This window comes from Pseudomonas sp. IT-P12, from assembly GCF_949767465.1.
GTDB lineage: Bacteria > Pseudomonadota > Gammaproteobacteria > Pseudomonadales > Pseudomonadaceae > Aquipseudomonas.
The window spans coordinates 1-1,416 of sequence record NZ_CATKPY010000008.1 but is presented as its reverse complement, the minus strand read 5'-3'; the positions used below and the strand labels follow the sequence as shown (position 1 = coordinate 1,416).

General features: G+C 53.0%; 1 rRNA gene. It reads left to right on the top strand.

What is annotated here, in order from left to right:
* Positions 1 to 1,397 (top strand): 23S ribosomal RNA (locus ACM6IM_RS03245); the annotation flags it as partial.
* Positions 1,398 to 1,416 lie beyond the last annotated feature (19 nt).

Below are 1,416 nucleotides of genomic sequence, written 5' to 3'. Positions count from 1 at the left end.
AAGGCCGAGAGCTGATGACGAGTGTTCTTTTAGAACACGAAGTGGTTGATGCCATGCTTCCAAGAAAAGCTTCTAAGCTTCAGGTAACCAGGAACCGTACCCCAAACCGACACAGGTGGTTGGGTAGAGAATACCAAGGCGCTTGAGAGAACTCGGGTGAAGGAACTAGGCAAAATGGCACCGTAACTTCGGGAGAAGGTGCGCCGGTGAGGGTGAAGGACTTGCTCCGTAAGCCCATGCCGGTCGAAGATACCAGGCCGCTGCGACTGTTTATTAAAAACACAGCACTCTGCAAACACGAAAGTGGACGTATAGGGTGTGACGCCTGCCCGGTGCCGGAAGGTTAATTGATGGGGTTAGCTAACGCGAAGCTCTTGATCGAAGCCCCGGTAAACGGCGGCCGTAACTATAACGGTCCTAAGGTAGCGAAATTCCTTGTCGGGTAAGTTCCGACCTGCACGAATGGCGTAACGATGGCGGCGCTGTCTCCACCCGAGACTCAGTGAAATTGAAATCGCTGTGAAGATGCAGTGTATCCGCGGCTAGACGGAAAGACCCCGTGAACCTTTACTATAGCTTTGCACTGGACTTTGAATTTGCTTGTGTAGGATAGGTGGGAGGCTTTGAAGCGTGGACGCCAGTTCGCGTGGAGCCATCCTTGAAATACCACCCTGGCAACTTTGAGGTTCTAACTCAGGTCCGTTATCCGGATCGAGGACAGTGTATGGTGGGTAGTTTGACTGGGGCGGTCTCCTCCTAAAGAGTAACGGAGGAGTACGAAGGTGCGCTCAGACCGGTCGGAAATCGGTCGTAGAGTATAAAGGCAAAAGCGCGCTTGACTGCGAGACAGACACGTCGAGCAGGTACGAAAGTAGGTCTTAGTGATCCGGTGGTTCTGTATGGAAGGGCCATCGCTCAACGGATAAAAGGTACTCCGGGGATAACAGGCTGATACCGCCCAAGAGTTCATATCGACGGCGGTGTTTGGCACCTCGATGTCGGCTCATCACATCCTGGGGCTGAAGCCGGTCCCAAGGGTATGGCTGTTCGCCATTTAAAGTGGTACGCGAGCTGGGTTTAGAACGTCGTGAGACAGTTCGGTCCCTATCTGCCGTGGACGTTTGAGATTTGAGAGGGGCTGCTCCTAGTACGAGAGGACCGGAGTGGACGAACCTCTGGTGTTCCGGTTGTCACGCCAGTGGCATTGCCGGGTAGCTATGTTCGGAAAAGATAACCGCTGAAAGCATCTAAGCGGGAAACTTGCCTCAAGATGAGATCTCACTGGAACCTTGAGTTCCCTGAAGGGCCGTCGAAGACTACGACGTTGATAGGTTGGGTGTGTAAGCGCTGTGAGGCGTTGAGCTAACCAATACTAATTGCCCGTGAGGCTTGACCATATAACACCCAAGCAATTTG